Origin of the sequence: Mesorhizobium sp. B4-1-1 (assembly GCF_006439375.1) — a bacterium.
GTDB lineage: Bacteria > Pseudomonadota > Alphaproteobacteria > Rhizobiales > Rhizobiaceae > Mesorhizobium.
On sequence record NZ_VFTH01000022.1, the window covers coordinates 48,913 to 70,389 of the forward strand.

20 protein-coding genes are annotated in these 21,477 nt (G+C 63.4%); 2 read left to right on the forward strand and 18 right to left on the reverse strand.

All coding sequences use genetic code 11. The features are described from left to right. Window positions 1-142: 142 nt before the first annotated feature. The 6 genes from FJW10_RS24915 to dusB all read right to left on the reverse strand — a co-directional run bounded on the left by FJW10_RS24915 (window position 143) and on the right by dusB (window position 8,570). A complete protein-coding gene (locus tag FJW10_RS24915; protein WP_140902041.1) occupies window positions 143-1,006 on the reverse strand; it encodes a D-amino-acid transaminase in 864 nt (287 codons plus the stop codon). A 175-nt stretch (window positions 1,007-1,181) separates the two neighbouring features. Then, window positions 1,182-2,543, reverse strand: a complete 1,362-nt coding sequence (locus FJW10_RS24920) for a sigma-54 dependent transcriptional regulator (RefSeq protein ID WP_140646227.1) — start codon at window positions 2,541-2,543, stop codon at window positions 1,182-1,184. Then, window positions 2,533-4,824, reverse strand: a complete 2,292-nt coding sequence (locus FJW10_RS24925) for a PAS domain-containing sensor histidine kinase (RefSeq protein ID WP_140902042.1) — start codon at window positions 4,822-4,824, stop codon at window positions 2,533-2,535. The genes FJW10_RS24920 and FJW10_RS24925 overlap by 11 nt, the downstream gene beginning before the upstream one ends. Window positions 4,825-4,945: 121 nt before the next feature. Next, the gene (ntrC, locus tag FJW10_RS24930; RefSeq protein ID WP_140902043.1) at window positions 4,946-6,406 is read right to left on the reverse strand and encodes a nitrogen regulation protein NR(I); all 1,461 of its coding nucleotides are present in this window, start codon (window positions 6,404-6,406) and stop codon (window positions 4,946-4,948) included. Further along, complete coding sequence (locus FJW10_RS24935) at window positions 6,403-7,545, reverse strand: nitrogen regulation protein NR(II) (protein WP_140902044.1); 1,143 nt, start codon at window positions 7,543-7,545, stop codon at window positions 6,403-6,405. Before FJW10_RS24935 ends, ntrC begins: the two co-directional genes overlap by 4 nt. Further along, the gene (gene dusB, locus FJW10_RS24940; protein WP_140902045.1) at window positions 7,542-8,570 is read right to left on the reverse strand and encodes a tRNA dihydrouridine synthase DusB; all 1,029 of its coding nucleotides are present in this window, start codon (window positions 8,568-8,570) and stop codon (window positions 7,542-7,544) included. The genes FJW10_RS24935 and dusB overlap by 4 nt, the downstream gene beginning before the upstream one ends. Window positions 8,571-8,710: 140 nt before the next feature. Here dusB and FJW10_RS24945 point away from each other — a divergent pair, with 140 nt between their 5' ends. Both FJW10_RS24945 and FJW10_RS24950 read left to right on the forward strand, forming a co-directional pair. Then, the gene (locus FJW10_RS24945; RefSeq protein ID WP_140902046.1) at window positions 8,711-9,940 is read left to right on the forward strand and encodes a bifunctional 2-C-methyl-D-erythritol 4-phosphate cytidylyltransferase/2-C-methyl-D-erythritol 2,4-cyclodiphosphate synthase; all 1,230 of its coding nucleotides are present in this window, start codon (window positions 8,711-8,713) and stop codon (window positions 9,938-9,940) included. Further along, window positions 9,937-10,425 carry a CinA family protein gene (locus tag FJW10_RS24950; protein WP_140902047.1) on the forward strand — a complete coding sequence of 163 codons (489 nt, stop codon included), beginning with the start codon at window positions 9,937-9,939 and terminating at the stop codon, window positions 10,423-10,425. Before FJW10_RS24945 ends, FJW10_RS24950 begins: the two co-directional genes overlap by 4 nt. Here FJW10_RS24950 and FJW10_RS24955 read toward each other — a convergent pair. The 12 genes from FJW10_RS24955 to FJW10_RS25010 form a co-directional block, all read right to left on the reverse strand. Further along, complete coding sequence (locus tag FJW10_RS24955) at window positions 10,422-10,877, reverse strand: type II toxin-antitoxin system RatA family toxin (protein ID WP_140785016.1); 456 nt, start codon at window positions 10,875-10,877, stop codon at window positions 10,422-10,424. The genes FJW10_RS24950 and FJW10_RS24955 overlap by 4 nt on opposite strands. Window positions 10,878-10,883: 6 nt before the next feature. After that, complete coding sequence (gene lipA / locus FJW10_RS24960) at window positions 10,884-11,849, reverse strand: lipoyl synthase (protein ID WP_140657228.1); 966 nt, start codon at window positions 11,847-11,849, stop codon at window positions 10,884-10,886. 118 nt (window positions 11,850-11,967) lie between these two features. Then, window positions 11,968-12,225, reverse strand: a complete 258-nt coding sequence (locus FJW10_RS24965; RefSeq protein ID WP_140646236.1) for a GlsB/YeaQ/YmgE family stress response membrane protein — start codon at window positions 12,223-12,225, stop codon at window positions 11,968-11,970. Window positions 12,226-12,381: 156 nt separating this feature from the next. Then, window positions 12,382-13,848 carry a dihydrolipoyl dehydrogenase gene (gene lpdA, locus FJW10_RS24970; RefSeq protein WP_140902048.1) on the reverse strand — a complete coding sequence of 489 codons (1,467 nt, stop codon included), beginning with the start codon at window positions 13,846-13,848 and terminating at the stop codon, window positions 12,382-12,384. 27 nt (window positions 13,849-13,875) lie between these two features. Beyond that, window positions 13,876-14,514, reverse strand: a complete 639-nt coding sequence (locus FJW10_RS24975) for an SGNH/GDSL hydrolase family protein (protein ID WP_140902049.1) — start codon at window positions 14,512-14,514, stop codon at window positions 13,876-13,878. Between the two features lie 133 nt (window positions 14,515-14,647). Then, complete coding sequence (locus tag FJW10_RS24980) at window positions 14,648-16,024, reverse strand: pyruvate dehydrogenase complex dihydrolipoamide acetyltransferase (RefSeq protein ID WP_140902050.1); 1,377 nt, start codon at window positions 16,022-16,024, stop codon at window positions 14,648-14,650. A gap of 18 nt (window positions 16,025-16,042) precedes the next feature. After that, on the reverse strand, window positions 16,043-17,437 hold the full coding sequence (locus FJW10_RS24985; RefSeq protein ID WP_140902051.1) for a pyruvate dehydrogenase complex E1 component subunit beta: 1,395 nt from the start codon (window positions 17,435-17,437) through the stop codon (window positions 16,043-16,045). A gap of 15 nt (window positions 17,438-17,452) precedes the next feature. Then, window positions 17,453-18,490, reverse strand: a complete 1,038-nt coding sequence (gene pdhA / locus FJW10_RS24990) for a pyruvate dehydrogenase (acetyl-transferring) E1 component subunit alpha (protein WP_140829813.1) — start codon at window positions 18,488-18,490, stop codon at window positions 17,453-17,455. Window positions 18,491-18,665: 175 nt separating this feature from the next. Further along, window positions 18,666-18,989 (reverse strand): septum formation initiator family protein, encoded by a 324-nt coding sequence (locus tag FJW10_RS24995; RefSeq protein WP_140646243.1) that lies wholly within the window; start codon window positions 18,987-18,989, stop codon window positions 18,666-18,668. Between the two features lie 155 nt (window positions 18,990-19,144). Next, complete coding sequence (gene eno, locus FJW10_RS25000; protein WP_140646244.1) at window positions 19,145-20,419, reverse strand: phosphopyruvate hydratase; 1,275 nt, start codon at window positions 20,417-20,419, stop codon at window positions 19,145-19,147. Window positions 20,420-20,805: 386 nt separating this feature from the next. Further along, window positions 20,806-21,171, reverse strand: coding sequence for a PRC-barrel domain-containing protein (locus FJW10_RS25005; protein WP_140829807.1), 366 nt, complete (start codon window positions 21,169-21,171; stop codon window positions 20,806-20,808). Between the two features lie 70 nt (window positions 21,172-21,241). Next, entirely contained in the window at window positions 21,242-21,448 is a 207-nt protein-coding gene (locus FJW10_RS25010) for a dodecin family protein (RefSeq protein WP_073986887.1), read from the reverse strand. Window positions 21,449-21,477 lie beyond the last annotated feature (29 nt).

Below are 21,477 nucleotides of genomic sequence, written 5' to 3' on the forward strand. Positions count from 1 at the left end.
TTTCTTGTCTTTCGCCGATCCCCTTCGGTTTGCGGGCCAATGCGCCAAATTACGCGGCACCTGTCAAGCGCGCAAACCCCCTCTTGCCGACACAATGGCAAGCAGAATGAGATAGTTGAGGTTAATTCCAGCTGTGCGGTTATCAGGCTGGACTTTTTTCCGCAACGTCAAAAAAGGCCTGCCGCAACGAAAGTGTCATGGAACCAGGATGGCCATTTGCGATCGGCGCACCGTCAATTTCGACCACCGGCATGGCGATTGTCGTCGCCGAACTGATGAACGCTTCCCTGGCCGCCTTGGCCTCGGTGACCGAAAAACCACGTTCTTCGATCTTGAGGCCGAGCTTTGCGGCGACATCGAAAAGCGTCGTGCGGGTGATGCCGCGCAGGATGCCGTGCTCGGCCGGCCGGGTCACCAGGACGCCGTCCCGGGTGACGATCCAGGCGTTGGACGAGCCGCCTTCCTTGACGTTGCCGTCGGTGTCGACGAACCAGGCTTCCTGGGCGCCGGCTTCCTTGGCCTTCTGCTTGGCGAGCACATTGGGCAAGAGGCCCGTGCTCTTGATGTCGACGCGATCCCAGCGGTTCTCAGGCACCGTGATGACCTTGATGCCGGCTTCCACCCGCTTTGCCGCCGCGGCCGGATCGGCCTTTCTGGCGGTTATGACCAGGGAAGGCCTCGTGCCTGCCGGCGGAAACACGAACTCACGGCTGGCGACGCCGCGCGTCACCTGCACATAGACAAGGCCGTCGATAACGCCGTTGCGATTGACCACCTCGCGCAGCAGCATCGGCAGGACGCCTTCCGAGACCGGCCAGGCGATCGACAGTTCCTTCAGCGAGCGCTTGAGCCGGGCAAGATGACGCGGCATGTCGACGATATGGCCGCGCGCCACTTCGCAGACCTCATAGACGCCGTCCGCGAACTGGTAGCCACGGTCCTCGATATGGACGCTGGCTTGGGCATGGACGACATAGCGCCCGTTGACATAGGCAATGCGCGGCATGGGCATCCTCAGGGAAATATCTGGCTTTCTTAGGCGATTCCGCCCCTGCCGTAATGAACAATCGCGTGGGCCAAGCCGGGCCTGGCAAGCCGGCCCGGGGGCTTACGCGATTCCGCACGGACAGCTACGGCGAAACCGCCGAGCCTAACCGCTGCGCACCTTCTTGGAATTGCTTTTACACACCCAGCGACTTCAGCTTGCGGTGGAGCGCCGAGCGTTCCATGCCGATGAACTCGGCCGTCTTCGAGATGTTGCCGCCGAAGCGGTTGATCTGGGCGATCAGATAGTCCTTCTCGAATTGCTCGCGGGCCTCGCGCAACGGCAGCGCCATGATGTGCTGGTCCGACTGGTTGGGCGTGCGTGGCATCACGTCGCCGATCTCGGAGGGCAGAAGATCGGCGGTGATCGGCGCATCGGCCTCTTCGCCTCGCGCCAGAATCATCAATCGCTCGACATTGTTGCGCAGTTGGCGAACGTTGCCCGGCCAGTTATGCGCCTGCAGGACGGCCAGCGCATCGTCGCCGATGCGGCGCGGCTTGATGCCGGCCTGGCGCGCGATCTGCTTCATGAAATTGTCGACGAGATAGGGAATGTCCTCGCGCCGCTCGGCGAGCCCCGGCACGATGACCGGAACCACCGCCAGGCGATGGTAAAGGTCCTCGCGGAAGCGGCCGTCGGCGATCATCGCTTCGAGATTCTGCGAGGTCGAAGAGATGATGCGGACATCGACCTTGACGCGCTTGGTGCCGCCTACCCGCTCGAATTGCTGCTCGACCAGCACGCGAAGGATCTTGTTTTGCGTTTCGCGCGGCATATCGGCGACTTCGTCGATGTAGAGGATGCCGCGATGCGCCTCCTCCAGCGCGCCGACCTTGCGCTCGGTGCCGTTCGATTCTGTGCCGAACAGCTCGATCTCCATGCGTTCGGGCGTGATGGTGGCCGCGCTCAGCGTCACGAACGGACCGGTCTTGCGCGACGAAAGCGTGTGGATGGCGCGCGCCGTCAGTTCCTTGCCGGAGCCTGAGGGACCGACGATCATGACGCGGCTGTTGGTGGGCGCGACGCGTTCGATGGTCTGCCGCAGCTGACTCATCGCCGACGACATGCCGATCAGGTCGAAGGTCTCGCCGCTGCGCTGCTTGAGGTCGGAAACCTCGCGCCGCAGCTTGGACGTCTCCAGCGCGCGCTCTGCGACCAGGATGAGGCGATCGGCCTTGAACGGCTTCTCGATGAAGTCGTACGCGCCGCGCCGGATGGCCGACACCGCCGTCTCGATGTTGCCGTGGCCGGAAATCATCACCACCGGCATGTTCGGGTGCATGGTCTTGATCTCGTCGAGCAACGCCAGGCCGTCGAGGCGCGAACCCTGCAGCCAGATGTCGAGGAAAATCAGCCGCGGCGCGCGATCGGCGATCGCCGCGAGCGCGCTGTCGGCATCATGCGCCGTGCGTGTTTCATGACCCTCGTCGCTCAGGATACCGGCGACAAGTTCGCGGATGTCTTCCTCGTCATCGACTATGAGAATGTCAGACGCCATTACCGACCTTTTCAGTTTCTCTTTCGTGTTCGCTTCGACCCTCACCGCGTGGCGGCGCAGCTACGATCGTCGCCGGGGGCAGGATGATCGAGATCATCGCGCCCCGGCCGCCATGGAAATCCGCTGGCGCGTCGTGCAATTCGAGACGGCCGCCATGGTCCTCCACGATCTTCTTGACGATAGCGAGACCAAGCCCGGTGCCCTTCTCGCGTGTCGTCATATAGGGCTCGAGAAGCCTTTGGCGATTCTCGCGCGGCAGCCCCTTGCCGTTATCGATAACGTCGATTCGTATGGCGCCATCTTGGCGCCCGGCCTGAATCCGGATTGTGCCGTCCGAACGGTCTTTCGCATCAAGTCCGTCGATCGCCTCGGCCGCGTTCTTGATGACGTTGCCGAAGGCCTGCGCCATCAGGCGGCTGTCGAAAGTGCCTTTCAACGGCTCGCTGCCGAAATCACGTTTGAAGGCGATGTCGGAGCGGCTGACCTCGACCAGGAAGGACGCCTCGCGCAGCGATTCACGCAGGTCGATAGCCTTCATCTCGGGCTTCGGCATGCGGGCAAAGGCCGAGAATTCGTCGACCATGCGGCCGATGTCCTCGACCTGGCGGATGATGGTATCGGTGCACTGGTCGAAGACCTCGCGGTCCTCGGTGATGACCTTGCCGTAACGGCGCTTGATGCGCTCGGCCGAAAGCTGGATCGGCGTCAGCGGGTTCTTGATCTCATGCGCGATGCGCCGCGCGACGTCGGCCCAGGCCGACGAGCGCTGCGCCTGGACGAGATCGGTGATGTCGTCGACCGTGACCACATAGGATTTCTCTTCCTCGCCGTCGTCGCCGGCTTCGACCGTCACCTGGACATTGAAGGTGCGCTCCAGACCGCTGCGGAAGAAGGTCACCTGCTCGCGATAGACCGGCTTGCCGGACTGCCGCCCGATCTCGAAGACGCGGCCGACAAGCGGCAGGACCGCCGACAGGTTCTGGCCGAGCGTCGCATTTGCCGAAATCGCCAGCATGGTTTCGGCCGAACGATTGACGATGGTGATGACGCCGTAAGGATCGACGCCGATGACGCCGGCGGTGACACCGGCCAGCACGGCCTCGGAGAAGCGCCGCCGCTCGTCGATCAGATCCTTGGCCGAGAGCAACTCGTTGCGCTGCGATTTGAGCTCCAGGATCATGTTGTTGAAGGTCTCGCCGAGCGAGGCGACGTCGCCATCGGACTGGCGCACCGGAACTGCAGCGTCGAGATTGCCGGTCGCCACCTCGTCGGCGGCGCCGATCAGCTGGCGGATCGGCCGCACGATCCGGTCGGCGACCGCGATGCCTGTCCAGATAGCCGAGAGCGTGATGATCAGCGTGAGCGACAGATAGGGCAGCGCGAAGGCGACCTGCGAGGTCCGGCGGTTGTCCTCGAGATTGCGGTATTCGTCGGTGTTGGACCTGACGATCTGACGCGCCTTGATCACGTCGGGATCGACGAGCCGGATCGTATACAGGTAAAGCCCTTCGATCTCGCGCAGCTTGATGATGGCGCCCATGATGTTGCGGGTGCGCGGCTCGATCAGCACCGGCTTGCCGTCGGACGCGGTGTCGACAGCGCCCGAGGGCGGCTCTGGCATGGGGAAATCGGCATCGGTCTTGGCGTTCATGACGAACGAGCCATCCGGCTTGATCAGGGCCGCATGCGCCAGTCCGCGTCCGACGGCTTCCTTGTTCAACAGGTCGAGGAAACCGCCCCGGTCGAGGCCGTAGAGCGTGCGCGAGGCGTCGAGATCGTACGCCATGGACAATGTCGTGCCCTGCAGGTTGCGCGCGTTCTCCTGCACATAGGCGTCGGCAATCGACAGCGATGAATTGACGATCGTCTTGGTGCGGATTTCAAACCAACGGTCGAGGCCGATGTCGAGCGTGATCGAGGCGATGATCGCCACCATGATGGCCGGAATGGCGGCAACCAGCGCGAACATCGCGACGATGCGCACATGCAGCCGCGAGGCGGCCCTGCCGTGGCGCCGCGCCAGGATGATGCGGCGCACCTCGCGGGCGATCAAGGCGATGAGGAACAGGACAAAGACGGCATTGGCCGCGATCAAGGCCCAGGTCGCGTCGGCCGTCGGCGCGATCGGCGTCGCGCCGACCAGGATCGCGAACGAGATGGCCGCCGTGATCATCGCGCCGGCAATCGCGACGACGCCGGGCAACGCCAGCAACCGCCGCCCGTCGCGCGCGCCGGTCTGGTTGAAAGGCGATTGGTTCAGGGTCGGAGCCTCAGCTGCCATGTCGCGGTACAGAGTCGATCATCGCGTCGGATGTATGCAACGCATTGTGGCGATTATGCAACAAGTGTGGCCGGGAAGATAATCTTTCCCAGACAAAATTCACCGAAGGGACGAGGTGACGCTACGGCTGCCTGGCTGATTTGTAGACGTTGACGCCGAGTTCGCGGATCTTCTTGCGCAGCGTGTTGCGGTTGAGCCCCAAAAGTTCCGCCGCCTTGATCTGGTTGCCGCGCGTCGCCGTCATCGAAGCCAGCACCAGCGGATATTCGACCTCGGCAAGAATGCGCTGATAGAGCCCGGCCGGCGGCAATTCACCGGCGAAGGAGGCGAAATATCGCTGCAGGAAGTGCTCGACCGCCTGGCCGATCGACAGATCGTCGGGGATGAGCGCGCCGCCGTCGGGCACGACCGGCCTTTCGCCGGTCTTCAGCTCGGATTCGATGATCTCCGACGAAATCTCGTCCTGCGAATAGAGGGCGGCCAGCCGGCGCACCAGGTTTTCCAGCTCGCGCACGTTGCCCGGCCAGGGGTAGCGCTTCATGAGCTCGATGCCGCCGGACGATATGCGCTTGGTCTGCAAGCCCTCGCTGGCGCCCTGCTTGAAGAAATGCCGCACCAGATCGGGAATGTCCTCGGAACGCTCGCGCAGCGCCGGCAGCCTCAGCGGCACGACATTGAGGCGATAGAACAGGTCCTCGCGGAAGAGGCCCTGGTTGATCAGCGTGCGCAGATCCTTGTTTGTGGCCGCGACGATGCGCACGTCTGTCTTGATCGGCGTGCGGCCGCCGACCGTGGTGTATTCGCCCTGCTGCAGCACGCGCAGCAGCCGGGTCTGTGCTTCCATCGGCATGTCGCCGATCTCATCGAGAAACAGCGTGCCGCCCTCGGCCTGTTCGAAGCGGCCGCTAGAGCGGTTCTGCGCCCCGGTGAAGGCGCCCTTCTCGTGGCCGAACAGTTCCGATTCGATCAGGTCGCGCGGAATCGCCGCCATGTTGATGGCCACGAACGGGCCGCCGCGGCGGCGGCCATACTCATGCAGCGCGCGCGCCACCAGCTCCTTGCCGGTGCCGGACTCGCCGCTGATCATGACCGTGAGGTCGGTCTGCATCATGCGCGCCAGCATGCGGTAGATATCCTGCATGGCGGCGGAGCGGCCGACCAGCGGCATCGTCTCAGGCTGGTCTTCCGCGCGAGCATCGAGCTTCGGCCGCTTCGGCTCGGCCAGCGCCCGGCTGACGATGTTAAGCAGTTCAGTGAGGTCGAACGGCTTCGGCAGATATTCGTAGGCGCCGGTCTCGGAGGCGCGGATCGCGGTCATGAACGTGTTCTGCGCGCTCATGACGATGACCGGCAGCTCGGGCCGCGCCTTCTTGATGCGCGGCAGCATGTCGAAAGCATTCTCGTCGGGCATCACCACGTCGGTGATGACCAGATCGCCCTCGCCCGCCGCCACCCAACGCCACAGCGTCGAAGCATTGGAGGTGACGCGCACCTCGTGGCCGACCCGCGACAGCGCCTGGCTGAGCACGGTGCGGATGGCCGCATCGTCGTCGGCGACGAGAATATTGCCGCGAGCAGTCATGTGCGGTCTCCTTCAGCTCCCTCGCCCGCGCCGGGCGCGGTCTGCTTCCAGGCCGGAAGCAGGATGCGAAATGTCGTCCCGCGCGGCGTCGAATCGCATTCGATGATGCCGCCATGCTCGCCGACGATCTTGGCTACCAGCGCCAGCCCAAGTCCCGAGCCATTGGGTTTGGTGGTGATGAACGGATCGAACAGGATCGGCAGGATGTCCTCGGAGACGCCGGGCCCGTTGTCATGCACGCAGAATTCCAGCGGCAGCGAGACCCGATCCTGCGTGCCGGGCACGGAAACACGGATGCCAGGGCGGAAAGCCGTCGACAGCATGATCTCGCCCTGCGGGTCGGCGGCGATCGCCTCGGCGGCGTTCTTCACCAGATTGAGGAAGACCTGGATCAGTTGGTCGCGGTTGGCGAAGACCGGAGGCAATGATGGATCATATTCCTCCAAGATCTTGATCCGCCTTGCAAAACCATTCTTGGCAATCGCCTTCACATGATCGAGCACGACGTGGATGTTGACCGGATAGCGCTCGATCGGCCGCTCGTCGGAAAACACCTCCATGCGGTCGACCAGCGAGACGATGCGGTCCGTCTCGTCGGTGATCAGGCGGGTCAGCGCGCGGTCCTCGTCGGAAGCCGACAACTCGAGCAATTGGGCGGCGCCGCGGATGCCTGAAAGCGGGTTCTTGATCTCATGCGCCAGCATGGCGGCGAGACCGGTGACGGAGCGCGCGGCACCGCGATGCGTCATCTGGCGATCGATCTTGTCGGCCATCGACCGTTCCTGGAACATGACCACGATCGAGCCCGGAAACTCCGTCACCGGCGCGACATAGAGGTCGACCATCTTCTCGATGCCGAGGCGCGGCGATGAGACGTCGACGCGGTATTCGTTGACCGGCGCACGGCGTTCGCGCACCTGGTCGACCAGCGTCAGCAGCGGGCTACCGAAGGGCACCAGCTTGGACAGCGTGTTGCGGGCGAGCATGGTCGCGCTGGAGCGGAAGAAGTCCTCGGCATCGGCATTGGCAAAAGTGATAAAGCCGTCGAGGTCGACCATGATGACCGGGCGGCGGATGGTGTTGAGCACGATATTGGCGGCATCCGCCATATCGGCCGGCTGGGGAACGTTGGCCTTCATGCCGCGCTCCGCAGGCTGATCGAGGACAAGCTGTCAGTGAACGCGCGGCGCAGCTCGGCGACGACTTCCCGCGGGTCGAAGGAAGTCAGAATGCGTTTGCGCTGCTCGGCTGAAACATCGGCCGTATGGCGGTCAAGATACCAGCCGAGATGCTTGCGCGCCTGGCGCAGGCCGCTTTCGATACCGTAGAGCGAGAGCATGTCCTCGTAGTGGGACACGACGTAGTCGGCGAGCGCCCGCGGCATGCGCGGAATTGCTTGCGCGCTTGCACCGGCGGCGGTTGTGGCAATGTCACCAGCGATCCATGGTGCGCCATAGTGCGCGCGGCCGATCATCACCGCGTCTGCTCCGGACTGTTCGAGGATTGTCGCCGCCTCTTCCGGCGAGCCGACATCGCCATTGGCCACCACGGGTATCGATACAGCTTCCTTGACGCGCGCAATGGCACGCCAGTCGGCCTTGCCCTGGTAGAACTGGCAGCGCGTGCGGCCATGCACTGTTACCATCTTGACGCCAGCCTGTTCGGCGCGGCGGGCCAGCATCGGCGCGTTGAGCGCGCTTTCGTCCCAGCCGAGCCGCATCTTGACCGTCACCGGCACCGAGACTGCGCCGACCACCGCCTCGATCAGCGACAGCGCATGGTCGAGGTCGCGCATCAGCGCCGAACCGGCATAGCCGCCGGTCACCTTCTTCGCAGGGCAGCCCATGTTGATGTCGATGATATCGGCGCCCTCGCCCGCCGCTATGCGCGCGCCCTCGCCCATATCGATAACTTCGCGTCCGGCCAACTGAACCATATGCACCGGCAGGCCGGAATGGCGGATGCGCAGGTCGCAGCCGGCCCTGCCCTTGGCCAGTTCGCCGCTTGCCACCATTTCCGATACGACCAGCCCCGCGCCATGCGCGTGGGCGCGCTGCCGGAACGGCTCGTCGGTGATGCCCGACATCGGCGCCAGGAAAACGCGATTGCGGATTCTCACGCCGCCGACATCGAGTGGCGATGCCAAAGTGGTCAGTTCAACCATGCACAAAAACCAAGCATGTTCAATCGTTGCACATTCTCTAGCCAGAAGTGTGGCATTGTGCAACGCGCAATGACGTCACATTAAGGCGCATTTTGGAAAATGCTGGCCTTCGGCCATCACGCCGACTAGGACCGATCGGAATGAGCGAGGCAAGCGAAAAGCAAGCGGCGGGCCCAAGCGGTGGGATCGGGGTGGTGATCGTCGCCGCCGGACGCGGCGCGCGCGCCGGACAGGCCGACGGTCCGAAGCAATATCAGCGCATCGGCGGCCGTGCCGTCATCGCGCATACATTGGATATCTTCCTCTCGCATCCAATGATCGGCCCGGTGGTCGTGGCGATCCATGCCGACGATGCCGAACTCTTCCAACGCGCGGCCGAGGTGCATGGCGATCGTCTTGTCGCCGTGATCGGCGGCCCTTCGCGCCAGGCTTCCGTCCGGCTCGGCCTCATGGCGCTGAGGGACCAGGCACCCGCAAAAGTGCTGGTGCACGATGCCGTACGCCCGTTCGTCGACGCCGGGCTGATCGACCGCACCATCGAGGCGATCGGCGAGCGCCAGGGCGCGCTGCCGGCGCTGCCCGTCGCCGATACGCTGAAGCGGGAATCGGCTGCCGGCATGATCGATGAGACGGTGTCGAGAGCCGGCCTTCATGCGGCGCAGACGCCGCAGGGCTTTCCGTTCTGGCCGCTGCTCGCCGCGCACGAAAAGGCGCATCATTTGGGGAAAACGGAATTCACCGACGACGCGGCGATCGCCGAATGGGCGCAGATACCGGTCAAGATCGTTCCGGGATCGCCGGACAACGTCAAACTCACCTGGGCAAGGGATATTGCATTGGCCGACCAGCGGCTCTTGAGCGCGCAGCAGCGCTTCCCGGATATTCGCACCGGCAATGGCTACGACGTGCACGCCTTCGAGCCCGGCGACCATGTAACGCTCTGTGGCGTCGCCATTCCCTACGAGCGAAAACTGTCCGGCCATTCGGACGCCGATGTCGGGCTGCATGCGCTGACCGACGCGTTGCTTGCCACCTGCGGCGCCGACGACATAGGCACGCATTTCCCGCCGTCCGACCCGCAATGGAAGGGAGCGGCCTCGAAGATCTTCGTCGAGCACGCGGCAAAGCTGGTGCGCGAACGTGGCGGCCGCATCGCCAATGCCGACATCACGTTGATCTGCGAGGCGCCGCGCGTCGGGCCGCATCGCGCGGCGATGACGGAGGCGCTTTCGGCCATGCTTGGCATCGCGCGCGAGCGTATTTCGATCAAGGCGACAACCAACGAGAAGCTGGGCTTTGTTGGGCGTGGCGAAGGCATCGCAGCGATCGCCACCGCCAGCGTCGTCTACCCGGGAGAGGTGCCGGCATGAGCAACGCCGAACTCGCTATCGCTTTGCTCCAGGCCTGTCAGCAGCGCGGCATCATGCTGGCGACGGCCGAAAGCTGCACCGGCGGCCTGATCATCGCGGCGCTGACCGACATCGCCGGGTCCTCCGCGGTGGTCGATCGCGGCTTCATCACCTATTCCAACGAAGCCAAGATGGAGATGCTCGGCGTCTCCGCCGCCACGCTCGATGCGCATGGCGCGGTCTCGCGCGAGACGGTTCTGGAAATGGCGGCGGGCGCGCTGGCGCATTCGCAGGCAAGCCTGTCGCTCGCCGTCACCGGCATTGCCGGCCCCCGCGGCGGCTCGGCCGACAAGCCGGTCGGTCTTGTCTGGTTCGGGATAGCGCTTGCCGGACAGCCGGTTATCGCCGAGCGGCAGCTGTTCGGTCACAAGGGCCGCGAATTCATCCGGCACGAGACGGTGCGGCACGCGCTGCAGCTTGGGCTGCGCGCGCTCGGTGAGCGTTAGGCTTGCTTCACCCCATAGATGACGTCTGCCCGTTTCTCGAAGGCTTCCGAGAACATGCGGAAGGCGCGATCGAACATCGTGCCCATCACCGCGCCCAGGATGCGGCTCTTGAATTCGTAGTCGATGAAGAAATGCACCTCGCAGCCGCCGCCAGCGGGATCGAAGCGCCAAATATTGCTGAGATATTTGAACGGACCGTCGATGTATTTGACATCGATGGCATGCTCGGCCGGATTGAGCAGCACCTGCGTGGTAAAGGTCTCGCGGATCGCCTTGTAGCCGATGCTCATGTCGGCAACCAGGATGGTGCGGCCGTCGCGCTCCTTGCGAGAGCGCACGGTGAGCGACTCACAGAGCGGCAGGAATTGCGGATAGGCTTCGATGTCCGCAACCAGCGCGAACATCTCTTGCGGTGTATGCGCGACGCGGCGTGTCGCCTCGAATTTCGGCATTGAAGGTCAGCTGGCCTTCGCGAGCTGCGCCTCGCGCGCCGCGCGCAACCTGGCGAAATCCTCGCCGGCGTGATGCGAGGAGCGGGTAAGCGGGCTCGAAGCCATCAGAAGGAAGCCCTTGGTCTTGCCTATCGTCTCATAGGACTTGAACTCGTCCGGCGGGATGAAGCGGATCACCGGATGGTGCTTCTTCGAGGGCTGCAGGTACTGGCCGATGGTCATGAAGTCGACATTGGCCGAACGCAGATCGTCCATCAATTGCAGCACCTCGTTCCGCTCCTCGCCGAGGCCGACCATGATGCCGGATTTGGTGAAGATCGACGGGTCGAGTTCCTTGACCCGCTGCAAAAGCCGGATCGAATGGAAATAACGCGCGCCGGGACGGACCGTCAGGTAATTCGACGGCACGGTTTCGAGATTATGGTTGAAGACGTCGGGCTTGGCCGCGACGACGATCTCCAGCGCGCCGTCCTTGCGCAGGAAGTCGGGCGTCAGGATCTCGACCGTCGTCGAGGGCGTCGCCGCGCGGATGGCGCGGATGACGTCGGCGAAATGCTGCGCGCCGCCATCGGCCAGGTCATCGCGATCGACGGACGTGATGACGACGTGGCTCAGCCCCATCTGCTTGACGGCGTGCGCGACGCGCGCCGGCTCATCCGCATCGAGCTCGGTCGGGATACCGGTCGCGACATTGCAGAAAGCGCAGGCGCGAGTGCAGATCTCGCCCATGATCATGAAGGTGGCGTGCTTCTTGTCCCAGCACTCGCCGATATTCGGGCAGCCGGCCTCCTCGCACACCGTCACCAGCTTGTGCGACTTCACGATCTCGCGCGTTTCGGCATAGCCCTTGGAAACCGGCGCCTTGACGCGGATCCAGTCGGGCTTGCGGAGCACCTCCTGGTCGGGCCGGTGCGCCTTCTCGGGATGCCGCGGGCGCGGCCGGTTGGCGATCGTGTCTACGACTGTGACCATCTCAAACCCTTCGCGGCCGCGATTTCGCCAGCCACCTGTCTTTCGTCATCTAGGACTTTTCGAGGCAAAGAAAAAGGCCGTGGCAGCGCATGCCGCCACAGCCTTTTCGCATAGCGGTTCAGCGGCGAACGAGCCGTCCGACGAAGATCAGCAGGCAGGCACCTATGAAGCCGGTGATCAGATAGGCCACCCAGCCGGCACCGAAGGCCCCGATATTGAGGGCCTGCAGGATCGCGTTCAGCACCACGGCGCCGACAATGCCCATGATGATGTTCATGACGATGCCGGTGTTGCTCTTCATGACCATCTCGGCGAACCAGCCCGCCAGACCGCCGACGATGATGGCTGTGATCCAGCCGACGCCATTCATATGCATATGCCAATTCCTCCTCGATCAGGTGAAAATGCATCCGGATACGAACTGCCTTGCCGTCAGCTTTCTCCGGCTGCCGCGAGTGAGTCTCGCCCAACCAATTTAGCATGGATTGACCGTCTATCACCGATTGGTGATCTGTCACCGGTTGGTGACTTGTCATGCGTTCAAAGCGCGGCCATAGGCGTCGAGCACGCTCTCCTTCATCATTTCCGACAACGTCGGATGCGGGAAGATCGTGTGCATCAGCTCTTCCTCGGTGGTCTCCAGGTTCATCGCCACGACAAAACCCTGGATGAGCTCGGTCACCTCGGCGCCGACCATATGCGCGCCGAGAAGCTGGCCCGTCTTCTTGTCGAAGATGGTCTTGACGAAGCCCTGGTCCTCGCCGAGCGCGATGGCCTTGCCGTTGGCGCTGAAGGGGAAGCGGCCGACGCGGATATCCTTGCCTTCAGCCTTGGCCTTGGCTTCCGTCAGGCCGACGGACGCAACCTGCGGGCTGCAATAGGTGCAGCCGGGGATCTTCAGCTTGTCGATGGCATGCACGCCCGGGAAATTGGCTATTTTCTCGATGCAGACGACGCCTTCATGCTCGGCCTTGTGGGCAAGCATCGGCGGTCCGGCGACGTCGCCGATGGCGTAGACGCCGGGCACATTGGTCTTGCCGTAGCCATCGACGACGACGCAGCCGCGGTTTGTCTTCACGCCGAGCGCTTCCAGGCCAAGATTTTCGATGTTGCCCTGCACGCCGACGGCAGAGATCATCCGGTCGGCGGTGATCTTCTCGACCTTTCCGTCCTTCATCTCGACATGCGCGGTGACCGAATTGGCGCCCTTTTCGACCTTGGTCACCTTGGCCTCGAGGAGTATCTTCATCCCCTGCTTCTCGAACTGCTTCTGCGCGAATTTCGAGACCTCGGCGTCCTCGACCGGCATCACCGCCGGCAGCAGTTCGACCACCGTCACATCGGCGCCCATGGTGCGGTAGAAGGAAGCGAATTCGATGCCGATGGCGCCCGAGCCCATCACCAGCAGCGATTTCGGCATTTCCTTCGGCACCATGGCCTCGAAATAGGTCCAGATCAGCTTGCCGTCCGGCTCGATGCCGGGCAGCGCGCGCGGCCTTGCGCCGGTCGCGAGAATAATGTGCTTGGCGGTGTAGGTGCCCTCGCCCTTGACGCCCTTCGGCACCGGCGGCTGCGGCTCCATCGCCTTCTTCGCGGTCTTCGAAACGATGACCTCGCCCGGTTTGTCACCGGCTGGAGCCTTCGAAAGCTTCGCCTCGCCCCAGATGACGTCGACCTTGTTCTTCTTCATCAGGAAGCCGACGCCGGTGTTCAGCCTGAGCGACACTTTTCGCGATCGGTCGACCACGGCTGATGTGTCGGGGCTGACCTTGCCGCCTTCGAGCTTCAGGCCGTAGTCCTTGAGGTGATCCGAATAATGCATGATCTCGGCCGAGCGCAACAGGGCCTTGGTCGGGATGCAGCCCCAGTTCAGGCAGATGCCGCCAAGATGCTCACGCTCGACGATCGCCGTCTTGAAGCCGAGCTGGGCGGAACGCACCGCCGTGACATAGCCGCCTGGGCCTGAGCCGATGATGATGACGTCGTAGGATTCAGCCACGGGTTTTCTCCCTGATCTTTCTAAGGGTTAGAGTGAGAGCATAATGCGCACGAGCGGCGCCAGAGCGTGGCCGATCCGTCGCGTGTTTTCCGCATCGAGATGGACGCCGTCGAGCGGCGTGGTGGTGGCGACGGCGCCGGCGTCGAAGAAGCCGCAGCCGGCCTCGTCGGCAAGTGCCGAATATTGCGATGCCAGCCGCTTGGAGGCGTCGTCGCCGCCGGCGAACATTTCCTTGAATTCGGCATTGTCGGTGCGCGTTACCGCCGGCGGAGCGACGATCAGGATCTGCGGCGTATCCCAGTCGAACGGATAGTCGTGGCCGCGCACGATATCGATCAGGCGCTGCATGCCCTGCTTGGCGGCGACCGGATTGCCATGGATCCATGGCTTCATGTCGTTGGAGCCGAGCATGATGATGACGAGATCAAGCGGCGCGTGGCTGGTCAGGACCGTCGGCAGGACGCGGGCGCCATTGCGGTCGGCGCCGGCCAGATGGTCGTCGAAGGCCGTGGTGCGGCCGTTGAGGCCTTCGGCGATGACCTCGACGTCGTCGCCGAACTCAGCCCCAAGCACGCTCGGCCAGCGGTCTGCCAGCGGATGGCGGCCGAGGCTGGCGGCATCATAGCCCCAGGTCAGGGAGTCGCCATAGCACAGGATTGTCTTCATGCTGATGCTCCACCCCTGCCAAAACCTGGCTGCAAGCGCCTGACGCGCCGTCGTGCGAAGATTTCGCCGTCGGGATTGAAAATGATCAAGGCGAAAAGGCTGGTGAAGAATTTCCGCACCGCCTTTTCCCTTCTCACACCAGCATGCCCATCGGGTTTTCGATCAAGCGCTTGAAGGCGCCGAGCAGTTCCGCTCCAAGCGCGCCGTCGACGGCACGGTGGTCGGTCGACAGCGTCACCGACATCACTGTGGCTATTCTGATCTCGCCCTTCTTCACCACCGCCCGCTCCTCGCCGGCGCCGACCGCCAAAATCGTCGCGTGCGGCGGGTTGATGACGGCGGCAAAGTCCTTGATGCCGAACATGCCGAGATTGGAAACAGCGGTGGTCCCGCCCTGATACTCTTCCGGCTTCAGCTTGCGGCTCCTGGCGCGGCTCGCCAGGTCCTTCATCTCGTTGGAGATCACCGACAGCGTCTTTTCATCCGCATGCCGGATGATCGGCGTGATCAGGCCGCCGGGGATCGACACCGCAACGCCGACATCGGCGTGCTTGTGCTTGACCATGGCGCTCTCGGTCCACGACGCATTGGCGTCCGGCACCGCCATCAGCGCCATCGCCATCGCCTTGATGACCATGTCGTTGACGGAGAGCTTGTAGGCCGGTGCCTCGCCCTTGTCGGTCTTCCTCATCGGCGCTGCCGCATTCAACTGCGTGCGCAGCGCCAGGAGCGCGTCGAGCTCGCAGTCGAGCGTCAGGTAGAAATGCGGAATGGTGGACTTCGCCTCGACCAGGCGGCGCGCAATCGTCTTGCGCATGTTGTCATGCGGCACAAGCTCGTAGGAGCCTTCGGCGAACAGCTTCAGCACCTGGTCGTCCGACATCGGCTTGGGTGCTGGGGACGGAGCGGATGGGGCGCCGGCGGGCGCCTTCGCGGACGGTGCGGCCTTGGCGCCGCCGGAAGCGATCGCCGCCTCGACGTCGACCTTCACCACGCGGCCATGCGGGCCGGAGCCGGTCAATGCCGTTACGTCGACGCCGGCATCCTTGGCGATGCGGCGGGCCAGCGGCGATGCGAAGACGCGATCGCCGGCGGCGTGGCCGTTGGCGACGGGAGCAGGCTCGGCCTTCGCTGGAGCGGACGCCGCCGCGGCTGCTGCCGGCTTGGGTGCTTCCTTGGGCGTTTCGGCTTTCGGGGCGTCCGCCTTCGGCGCTTCGGCCTTTGGCGCGGCGCTGCCGCCGCTCTTGGCAGCGGCCGCGGCATCCTCGCCTTCACCAGCCAGAATGGCGATCAGCGCGTTGACCTTGACGCCTTCGGTGCCGGCCGGAACCACCAGCTTGGCGACGGTGCCTTCATCGACGGCTTCGACTTCCATCGTCGCCTTGTCGGTTTCGATTTCGGCGATCACGTCGCCGGGCGAAACCTTATCGCCTTCCTTGACCAGCCATTTGGAAAGATTACCCTCTTCCATGGTGGGCGAGAGCGCGGGCATGGTGATGTTGATTGGCATGATGTCCTCCCGACCGGCTCAGCGATAAGTGACGGCTTTGACCGCCTCGATGACTTCGCCGACGTTTGGCAGTGCCAGCTTCTCGAGGTTCGCCGCATAAGGCATCGGCACGTCCTTGCCGGCAATGGTGATCACCGGCGCATCGAGGAAGTCGAAGGCACGCTGCGAGACCTGGCTGGCGATGTGGTCGCCGACCGAGTTCTGCGGATAACCTTCTTCCACCACCACGAGACGGTTGGTCTTCTTCACCGAAGCGATGATCGTGTCGAAGTCGAGCGGCCGAATGGTCCTGAGATCGATGATCTCGGCATCAATGCCCATGCCGCGCAACTCGGCCTCCGCCTTGACCGCATAGGTCATGCCGATGCCGAAGGAGACGAGCGTGACGTCCTTGCCCTGCTTGTGGACACGCGCCTTGCCGATCGGCAGCACGAAGTCATCAAGCTTCGGCACATCGAAGGAATGGCCGTAGAGGATCTCGTTCTCGAGGAAGATGACAGGGTTTGGATCGCGGATCGCCGCCTTGAGCAAGCCCTTGGCGTCGGCGGCCGTGTAAGGCATCACCACTTTCAGGCCGGGGATATGGCTGTACCAAGCGGCATAGCACTGCGAGTGCTGCGCGGCGACGCGGGCCGCCGCGCCGTTGGGACCGCGAAACACGATCGGCGCGCCCATCTGGCCGCCGGACATATAGAGCGTCTTGGCGGCCGAGTTGATGATCTGGTCGATCGCCTGCATGGCGAAGTTGAAGGTCATGAATTCGACGATCGGCTTCAACCCGGCCATCGCGGCGCCGACGCCGACGCCGGCAAAGCCATGCTCGGTGATCGGCGTGTCGACGACACGGCGCGGCCCGAACTCCTGCAGCAGGCCTTGCGTGATCTTATAGGCGCCCTGGTATTCGGCGACCTCCTCGCCCATGACGAAGACATCGCCGTCGCGGCGCATTTCCTCGGCCATCGCGTCACGCAGCGCCTCGCGCACAGTGGTGGAAACCATCTCGGTGCCGGCGGGAATATCCGGATCGGCGGCGATCTCCGCCTTCGGCGCGGCGGCCACCGGCGTGGCAGCGTCGCTCTTGGTCGCGGCGGGTGCCGGCGCCGGTGCGGCTTTTTCAGCCTTGGCGGGCTCTTCTTCGCCGATGCCTTCACCGGCCTTGTCGACGTCCTCGCCGTCGACGGCAAGCACGGCGATGACCGCGTTGACCTTGACGCCTTCGCTGCCGGCGGGAACCACGATCTTGGCCAGCGTGCCTTCGTCGACGGCTTCGACTTCCATCGTCGCCTTGTCGGTCTCGATCTCGGCGATGACGTCACCGGCGACGATCTTGTCGCCTTCGTTCTTCAGCCATTTGGAAAGATTGCCCTCTTCCATCGTCGGCGAGAGCGCGGGCATGAGAATTTCGATCGGCATGTCCTTGCCCTCTCCTTAGAGTACGATGTCGGTCCAGAGCTCGGACGGATCCGGCTCGGCGTCGTTCTGGGCGAATTCGGCGGCGTCGGCGACGATGTCGCGGACTTCCTTGTCGATGGTCTTGAGCTCGTCCTCGCTTGCCCACTTCTTGTCGAGCAGCCGCACCCGGACCTGCTCGATCGGGTCATGCTCGGAGCGCATCTTCTGCACTTCCTCCTTGGAGCGGTATTTCGCCGGGTCGGACATCGAATGGCCGCGATAGCGGTAGGTCTGCATCTCAAGGATGAGCGGACCGTTGCCGGACCGGCACCATTCGGTGGCCATATCGGCCGCCGACTTCACGGCGCGGACGTCCATGCCGTCGACCTGGATGCCCGGGATCTTGAAGGAAGCGCCGCGATGCGAGAAGTCGGTCTCGGCCGACGAGCGCGACACGGACGTGCCCATGGCGTAGCGGTTGTTCTCGATGATGTAGATCACCGGCAGCTTCCACAGCGAAGCCATGTTGAAGCTTTCATAGACCTGGCCCTGGTTGGCGGCGCCGTCGCCGAAATAGGTCAGCGAAACGTTCTTGTTTTCGCGGTAGCGGTTGGCGAAGGCGAGCCCGGTGCCGAGCGACACCTGCGCGCCGACGATGCCATGGCCGCCATAGAAATGCTTCTCCTTGGAGAACATATGCATGGAGCCGCCCTTGCCCTTCGACAGGCCGCCGCGGCGCCCGGTGAGCTCGGCCATGACGCCGCGCGGCGACAGCTCCATCGCCAGCATGTGGCCATGGTCGCGATAGGCGGTGATCATCTGGTCGCCTTCGACCAGCGCCATCTTCATGCCGGTGACGACGGCCTCCTGGCCGATATAGAGGTGGCAGAAGCCGCCGATGAAGCCCATGCCGTAGAGCTGTCCGGCCTTCTCCTCGAAGCGGCGGATCAAAAGCATGTGCCGGTAGGCGGAAAGCTCTTCTTCCTTGGTGAAATCGGCCGGCTTGGGCGCTGACAGATTGGGCTGTTTTTCGGATCTGGATTTGGCGGGCGCTTTTTTGGCGGCGGTGGCCATGCGTCACTCCCTGTTGGCGTCTCTTCGCGGACATTCAGGGAGATCGATCGTCTCCCCACCGATTTGCGAGAGGCTAACACGCAAGAATGCATTGCGCCATGCTGAAAAATGCATGGCTGGCATGCATCTAAGCGATTAGAATCATTGAAAATAAAGACGATTAACCGAAATTCGGTTATTTCGTCGAGGCGGGCAGCATGATGGTGATTTCGTCAGGATGAGACAGATTGAGCGCCTTTCGGGCCTGCTCGTCAAGCATATCCTTCTCCAGCGTGCCTTCATGCATCAACTGGACACGACGCTCGAAATCGATCCGGCGCGCCTTCACGGCGTCAAGCTGGGCCTGCAATTCAACCGCCCGGGCCTGCAGCCGATATTTGGAATAGATGCCGAATTCGCCGTGATAGGCATGGAAGCCGAAATAGGCCAGGAAGAGCACGCAAAGCGAAGGGATGATCAGCCTGCCGGTGTTTCTCTGCTTGTGCTGACGTGTCCACATGACCCGAACCCTCGCGACCGCGAACGCGAGCGGCCATGAGTCGTATTTCGCCCGATTGTGCTTAATGGACGGTTACGGGCGGCCTTATCGAGGATCGCCAAAACGAAAAAGGGCGGGAATGACCCGCCCTTTTCAGACTGTTCGAACGGGCTGGATCAGCCCTTGACCACCGACTTGCCGGCATAGCGCGCCTGCTTGCCGAGCTCTTCCTCGATGCGGATGAGCTGGTTGTATTTGGCGGTGCGGTCCGAGCGCGACAGGGAGCCAGTCTTGATCTGCCCGCAATTGGTGGCGACCGCGAGGTCGGCGATGGTCGAATCCTCTGTCTCGCCCGAGCGATGCGACATGACGGCGGTGTAGCCTGCCTTGTGCGCGGTCTCGACGGCATCGAGCGTCTCTGTCAGCGAGCCGATCTGGTTGACCTTGACAAGGATCGAATTGGCGACGCCCATGCGGATGCCGTCGCGCAGCCGCGCCGTGTTGGTGACGAAGAGATCGTCACCGACGAGCTGGGTCTTTTTGCCGATCAGGTCGGTGAGGATCTTCCAGCCTTCCCAATCGTCCTCGGCAAGGCCATCCTCGATGGTGATGATCGGATAGTCGGCGGCGAGCTTGGCTAGGTACTTGGCCTGCGCCTTCGGATCGCGGGTCTTCTTCTCGCCCTCATAGACGTAGTTGCCGTCCTTGAAGAACTCGGTCGCCGCGCAATCGAGACCGAGGGCCACGTCCTCACCAGGCTTGAAGCCGGCCTTCTCGATCGATTCCATGATGAAATCGAGCGCCGAAGGCGCGCTCTTCAGGTTGGGAGCGAAGCCGCCCTCGTCGCCGACATTGGTGTTGTGGCCGGCATCCTTGAGCTTCTTGCGCAGCGTGTGGAAAATCTCCGAGCCCCAGCGCACGCCGTCGCGCAGCGTCGGCGCGCCAATCGGCAGGATCATGAATTCCTGGAAATCGATCGGATTGTCGGCATGCGCGCCGCCATTGATGATGTTCATCATCGGCACCGGCAGGATGTGCGCCTTGGTGCCGCCGACATAACGGTAGAGCGGCAGGCCCGCGGCTTCCGCCGCGGCCTTGGCGACCGCCAACGACACGCCGAGGATGGCATTGGCGCCGAGGCGGCTCTTGTTCGGCGTCCCGTCGAGCTCGATCATCGTCTGGTCGATATGGATCTGGTTCTCGGCTTCCATGCCGCCGATCGCCTCGAACAGCTCGCCGTTCACCGCTTCGACGGCGCGCTGAACGCCCTTGCCGAGATAGCGCGGCCCGCCGTCCCGCACCTCAACCGCCTCATGCGCGCCGGTCGATGCGCCCGACGGCACCGCGGCGCGGCCCATCGAGCCATCTTCCAGCACCACGTCGACCTCGACGGTCGGATTGCCACGGCTGTCCAGGATTTCACGCCCGACAATGTCGATGATGGCGGTCATTTGCGATGTCCCCGATTGATCGATTGAAGCGTCGCGCCCCTCTTAGCCAAAGCGGCGCAAAAGGCAATCGGCGGCGCCGCAATTATTGCCGCGGGCCGGATTCACGAAGCGCAAATTTTTGTCATCATAAGTCATGCGCATCGCGCGACGGTCTCGTCTATGGTCACGTTCGCGCGGGGCGAAACAGGAGGAGTTTCGCCATGTCCCAGTTGAGCGGTATCGTGAGTTTATTCCTGATCGCCGCGGCGTTCCTGACGTCATGCGACGATCAGAAACCCCAGCAGAGTTCGGTAGAGCTGTCCACCCTCCAAGCGGCGCGATAGCGCCAAGCCGAAAGGCTCCCGGCAGGCCGGGAGCCTTTCGATTTCCGTGTGCCGATCAAGCGATCAATGCCAATAGGGCTCCACGTGGTAGTACTGGAATGAGGCATCGCGAGCGGCTTCGCCGTCGGCGCCGGTCAGCTCCTTGATCGAATATGCCGGCGCGGCCTGCAACTGCTCTTTGGTGAACGGGACGACGTAGCCGCCCCGATCCTCGTCATAATCGAGCGTCGCCCACGGAACTGCGTGGTACTTCTCGCCCATGCCGAGGAAGCCGCCGAAGCCGATCACGGCGAACATGATGCCGTTCGACATCTTGTCGAGCATCACGTCCTCGATGCTGCCGATGCTCTTGCCTTCGGTATTGTAGACAGACGTGCCGATGACGCGCGAGGCGGCAATGGCTTCGGTGTGCCCGGACGGGGTGGTCATGGTGGTGCTCCTCTTTGTCGTTGCGATATGTTGACAATGAGGGGCTCGGGCGAAAGTTCCGGCTTGCGGCTCAGCTGTCGGTGAGAATGAAGGTGACCTTCATGTTGACGCGGTAGGCCGCGATCTTGCCGTCCTCGACGACGATCTTCTGGTCCTGGATCCAGGCGCCCTCGACGTTCTTCAGGGTCTTTGCGGCGCGCGCGATGCCCTTCTCGATGGCATCCTGAAAGCTCTTCTTGGACGACGATGTGATTTCGGTGACGCGGGCAACGGACATGGCTTCCTCCTGCCAAGACGCTCAGTTAC